The sequence below is a fragment of the Sphingomonas sp. genome, from assembly GCF_023266535.1.
Classification (GTDB): domain Bacteria; phylum Pseudomonadota; class Alphaproteobacteria; order Sphingomonadales; family Sphingomonadaceae; genus Sphingomicrobium.
The window spans coordinates 1-4944 of sequence record NZ_JAHFPY010000108.1; the positions used below are offsets into that span (position 1 = coordinate 1).

Consider the following 4944-nt stretch of genomic DNA (forward strand, 5'->3'; position numbering starts at 1 on the left):
AAGCTGCGCTTCAGCGCCTGGGCCGAGCCCTGCAGGCGGATATTGTTCTGCGCCGGCGCGAAGGTGACCTTGGCCGCGGGCTTGGAATCCGCCTTGAGGACTTCGACAAAATCGCCCGAGCCGATGCCGGCATTGGCGCGCTGCAGTCCGTCGAGCCGGATGATGTCGATGCCTTCGTCCTCGCCATAGGGGCGGAGCGCCCGCGCTGCCGTCGATCGCTTGCCGACGATTTCGATCACGTCGCCTTCATTGAGCCCCAGCTCGTTCATCAGCTTGACCGGCAGGCGCGCGAAGCCGCGTCCGCTATCCGCCGGGGGCAGGTTGGCGACCTGGATTCGCCGTTCCAACGTGTCGACTGTCGCCATTGATAACCTCTCCGCAGATCTCGGAACCCGTCCCCAATACGCCGCCATAGGAACGGCGACAGGACAATGAGGTTCAATCTGGGAGCGAAATGACAAGAAAAAAAGGCCGGGCGTCGCCGCCCGGCCAATAGGTATCAGGAGAGGATGCCTCGTAAGGCACATTCTCTATCGCATTGCACAATGATTATCGCAAGTGCGAATTCGCAGGTGCAATATGAATAAATTATCAATCTGTATCAGCGGCGAGGGCACTGGCTGATGGGCGAGACGGCCAATTTTGTCGCGCCTAGGGCTTCAACAATCCTGCCGCCTTGCGCACCCAGCTGCGCGGGAAGAAGCGGTGCGCCTGGGCGGTCGACTTGTTCATCAGGCCGGGGATGGTGATCGCTCGGCCCGCCTTCAGTCCCTTGAGCCCCGCCGCAACGACGGAGGGCGAATCCGCGAACACCATGCTGGGCAGTGGCTTGCTGAAGCCGGCGACCTGGCCGAATTCGGTCGCGGTCGGGCCGGGGCACAGCGCGCTGACGGTCACCCCCTGCGATTTCACTTCCTCGTGGAGCGCCTCGCTGAACGACAGGACGAAAGCCTTGGTCGCGAAATAGACCGCCATGCCGGGTCCCGGCTGGAAGGCAGCGGTCGAGGCGACATTGAGGATCGCGCCCGACTTGCGCTCGATCATGCCGGGCAGGACCGCGTGAGCCAGCTCGGCCAGCGCGCCGCAATTGAGGTCGATCATCTGCCGCTGCCGTTTGCCGTCCAGCTGGGCGAAGCGCCCGGTCAGGCCGAAGCCGGCATTGTTGACCAGCAGCTCGACCTGCTCGTCATGGGCCGCGAGGTCGGCCATCAGCCGGTCGGCCGCGCCTTCCTCGCCCAGGTCCAGTTCGACCGCCCGCGCATTGCCAAGCTCGTCGACCAGCGCGTCGAGCCGGTCCTTGCGGCGCGCAGCCAGCACCAGGCGCTTGCCCTCGGCGGCCAGCTGGCGGGCGAAATCGACCCCCAGCCCGGCCGAAGCGCCGGTAATCAGTGCAACGGATTTGGGCACTTAAGCGACCGTCGCCTTGAGGATCTTGCCCGGATCGCGCGGCGGCTCGCCGACCGGCAGCGCGTCGACAAATTCCATGCCGCTCTCGACCTGGCCCCACACCGTATATTGGCCGTCGAGGAAGGTCGCGTCGTCCAAGCAGATGAAGAACTGGCTGTTGGCGCTGTGCGGATAGCTGGTCCGCCCCATCGAGCAGACCCCGCGAACATGCGGCTCGTCGCTGAATTCGGCCTGCAAATCGTCGAGCTCGCTGCCGCCGCTGCCGGTCCCGGTCGGGTCGCCGCCCTGGGCCATGAAGCCGGGAATGACGCGATGGAATGTGACACCGTTGTAGAAACCGTCGCGGGCGAGGCCGGTGATCCGCTCGACATGGCCGGGCGCCAGGTCGGGCCTGAGCTTGATGACGACGTCACCGCCGGATGAAAGGGAAAGGGTCAGCGTATCGGCCATCATTTTGTCCTTGGAATCGTGAAAAGCGTGGCCGTCATCTAGGCGCGCCGTGCGGGTTGCGCCAGTAGGCCGGCGGGCATAGGGAAGGCGCCACGCGCACGTATTCGGGCTAGGGAGCGATGGCATGAGCGACAGCGACATCATCGCCACCCCGCCGCATGAGCCCGATATCCATGATGACGAGGACCGGGTCCACGACGAGGAAGACCGGCTGCGGCCGTCCTTCGTCCGCGAGGTGCTCGACGCGGTCGCCGACGGCGACGACGAAGCCGCGCGCGAGCTGGTCGAGGATCTCCACCCGGCCGACATCGCCGACCTGATCGAGCTGGCGCCGGGCGACGAGCGCGCCGACCTGATCGAGGCACTGGAGGGGATCGTCGACGCCGACGTCTATGCCGAATTGAACGACTGGGTCCGCGAGGACGTCATCGAGGAGATGGAGCCGCAGCAGGTTGCCGACCTCGCTGCCCAGCTCGACACCGACGACGCCGTCGCGCTGATCGAGGACCTCGAGGCTGACGACCAGCAGGCGGTGCTCCGGGCGATGGAGCCCGACGACCGCGCCGCGGTCGAGGAAGCACTCAGCTATCCCGAGGAATCCGCCGGCCGCCTGATGCAGCGCGAGCTGTGCGCGGTGCCCGAGCATTGGAAGGTCGGCCAGGTGATCGATTACCTGCGCTCGACCGAGGATCTGCCGACCGATTTCTGGGAAGTGTTCGTGGTCAGCCCGACCCACCATCCGGTCGGGACGTGCAAGCTGTCGACCATTCTCCGCACGCCCCGCGCGACGCCGGTCGGCGACATCATGATCGACGAGCAGACTTTGATCCCGGTCGACATGGACCAGGAAGAAGTGGCGCTGAAGTTCCAGAAATATGCGCTGATCTCCGCGGCGGTGGTCGACCATAGCGACCGGCTGGTCGGCATGATCACCGTCGACGACATCGTCCACATCATCCAGGAAGAGGCGGGCGAGGACACGCTGCTGCTGTCCGGCGCGGGCGACGGCGACATCAACGAGCCGGTGGTCGACACCTATAAGTCGCGCGTCCGCTGGCTGGCCGCCAACCTGCTGACCGCGCTGGTCGCGACCACAGTCATCCGCTTCTTCGAGGATTCGATCGCCCGCATGGCGGTGCTCGCCGCGCTGATGCCGATCGTCGCCGGCGTTGGCGGCAACGCCGGGACCCAGACGCTGGCAGTGACCGTCCGTGCCATCGCCACCAACCAGCTGACCGGCTCCAACCATTGGCGGGCGGTTTGGCGCGAAGTCCGCGTGGCGTTGCTCAATGGCCTGACCATCGCCGTGCTGATCGGCATTGGCGTGACGCTGGTGCTCGGTTCGCCGGTGCTGGGCGCGGTGATCGCGATGGCGATGATGACGAACATCCTCGTCGCCGGCCTCGCTGGCGTGCTGGTGCCCCTAGGGCTGGAGCGGGCCGGGGCCGATCCGGCGGTCGCCTCGTCGGTGTTCGTGACCATGGTCACCGATTCGATGGGCTTCCTGGTGTTCCTCGGGCTCGCCACCGCCGCCGGTCTCTAGCCTATTGAACTGGCGGCGCTTTCTCGCCACCTCGGCCCGATGCCGAACCTCCATCTGACCAAGGTCGCCGTGGGCTGTGCCAGCCTCGAAGCGCTGCAGAACCGCATCGCCCGGCGGGTCAGCGACGGCGTGGTCCGCGTGCCGACGCGGATGCGGCCCAAGCGCGCCGACGAGCTGGTCGGCGGCCACCTCCACTGGATCGTCAAGCACCGCATTATTGCCCGCCAGCAGATCCTGCGCCTCGAGGACCGCAGCGACGGCAGGATCGACATCGTCTGCTCGGCCGAACTGGTCACCGTCCCGCCCAAGCCCAAGCGCGCCCACCAGGGCTGGCGCTATCTGGAGGACAAGGATGCACCGACCGGCGTGGACGACGGCACGGGCCTCAGCGATCTTCCGCCGCGGATGTATGCGAAACTGGCGGGGCTGGGGCTGGTCTAGTAGCCGCTGCCGCCGTCTTTGCAGCCGCTGACGGTGGCCGATCCCTGCGCCTTGACGGTGCAGGCAGGATTGCCGGTGAGCATGACGGAGGCGAGGCCGAGCGCATCGACCTTGGCCGAATTGCCGACATTGGCCTTGACGATCGCCGGACCCTCGGCGCCGATCACCGCGTCTTTCACCTGGAGGTCGTCGCCTTCGAAGCTGGACGTTCCGCGGATGGTAGCGGTCAGCCTGAGCGCCTTGCCCGACAGTCGCACAATGCCAGCACCAGTCACGCCGACCTTCAGCTGGTCGACGTCGACACTGTCGATCTTGGTCAGCCCCGCGCCCTGGATGGCAAGGTCGAAGCTGAGGCCCTTGACCCGGTCGATGGTCAGCGCCCCCGCGCCATTGATCCATGCGGTGTTGAGGCCGGGCGTCCCGACTTCGATCGTCACCGGTCCGCGATCCTCGCCGTCATAACCGCCCCAGCCGCCGCTACCCTTGCGCACCACCAGGGTGCGGCCCTCGACCCCGATCGACAGTCCGTCGAGCGACAGCGGCGATCCGGTTGCCCGGGCATAGGGCGAAACATTGGTGTGAAGCTCGACCTTATAGGGTCCGTCGATGCGGATCCTATCGAAGCTCGGCACCGAATAGTTGCGGGTGGCCGGCGGGGCGGCACGCGACGGTGCCGGCAGGCTGGCCAGCACCAGCAAGGCGAGGAGGGGAAAACGGCTTACCATTTGCCCATCCTCGCTGGCTTGTGGTTAATTTTCACCTACTTTTCGTCATCCCCTCGAACGCGGGGACCCAGCCAAACAAACAAAAATCTAGGTTCCCGCTTCCGCGAGAATGACGATTTCTAAATCAGCTGCAGCGGACATCGCCCGATCCGGCCTTGGATACGCTGCACTTCGCGCCGCCTTTGATCTCGACGTCGCCCGATCCCATGATCGATACGTCGGCCGTGTCGCTGGCATTGGCCGCGACATTGCCCGATCCGGCGATCGACACGCCCGCGGTCTTGGCTGCCAGGCCGCCGGCGCGGATGTCGCCCGACCCGGCGATCGACAGGTCGACATTGTCGGCCTTTCCGGCCGCGTCGATCCCGCCCGACCCGG

Annotated in this window: 6 protein-coding genes and 1 pseudogene; 2 read left to right on the forward strand and 5 right to left on the reverse strand. The window is 66.1% G+C overall.

Annotated features, from left to right (window positions below; genetic code table 11):
* The 3 genes and pseudogenes from Q0C64_RS13040 to Q0C64_RS13050 all read right to left on the reverse strand — a co-directional run.
* Positions 1 to 365, reverse strand: a pseudogene (locus tag Q0C64_RS13040) (AAA family ATPase); the annotation flags it as partial.
* A gap of 286 nt (positions 366 to 651) precedes the next feature.
* Positions 652 to 1407, reverse strand: a complete 756-nt coding sequence (locus tag Q0C64_RS13045; protein WP_294124274.1) for an SDR family oxidoreductase — start codon at positions 1405 to 1407, stop codon at positions 652 to 654.
* On the reverse strand, positions 1408 to 1860 hold the full coding sequence (locus tag Q0C64_RS13050; protein ID WP_294124275.1) for a peptidylprolyl isomerase: 453 nt from the start codon (positions 1858 to 1860) through the stop codon (positions 1408 to 1410). It lies immediately after the preceding gene.
* A gap of 121 nt (positions 1861 to 1981) precedes the next feature.
* Here Q0C64_RS13050 and mgtE point away from each other — a divergent pair, with 121 nt between their 5' ends.
* Positions 1982 to 3400, forward strand: coding sequence for a magnesium transporter (mgtE, locus tag Q0C64_RS13055; RefSeq protein ID WP_294124276.1), 1419 nt, complete (start codon positions 1982 to 1984; stop codon positions 3398 to 3400).
* Between the two features lie 39 nt (positions 3401 to 3439).
* Complete coding sequence (locus Q0C64_RS13060; protein ID WP_294124277.1) at positions 3440 to 3841, forward strand: DUF1489 domain-containing protein; 402 nt, start codon at positions 3440 to 3442, stop codon at positions 3839 to 3841.
* On the opposite strand, the gene Q0C64_RS13065 is transcribed toward Q0C64_RS13060, so the two are convergent.
* The gene (locus tag Q0C64_RS13065) at positions 3838 to 4566 is read right to left on the reverse strand and encodes a DUF2807 domain-containing protein (protein ID WP_294124278.1); all 729 of its coding nucleotides are present in this window, start codon (positions 4564 to 4566) and stop codon (positions 3838 to 3840) included. The two genes, Q0C64_RS13060 and Q0C64_RS13065, sit on opposite strands and share 4 nt — an antisense overlap.
* Before the next feature lie 124 nt (positions 4567 to 4690).
* Positions 4691 to 4944: DUF2807 domain-containing protein (locus Q0C64_RS13070; protein ID WP_294124279.1), on the reverse strand; the 254-nt coding region annotated here is incomplete at its 5' end.

What these genes read in the sequence shown, in the direction of transcription:
- Q0C64_RS13060 (WP_294124277.1), top strand. Translation starts at nt 3,440, where the DNA reads ATGCCGAACCTCCATCTGACCAAGGTCGCCGTGGGCTGTGCCAGCCTC.
- Q0C64_RS13050 (WP_294124275.1), bottom strand. Translation starts at nt 1,860, where the DNA reads ATGATGGCCGATACGCTGACCCTTTCCCTTTCATCCGGCGGTGACGTC.
- Q0C64_RS13065 (WP_294124278.1), bottom strand. Translation starts at nt 4,566, where the DNA reads ATGGTAAGCCGTTTTCCCCTCCTCGCCTTGCTGGTGCTGGCCAGCCTG.
- mgtE (WP_294124276.1), top strand. Translation starts at nt 1,982, where the DNA reads ATGAGCGACAGCGACATCATCGCCACCCCGCCGCATGAGCCCGATATC.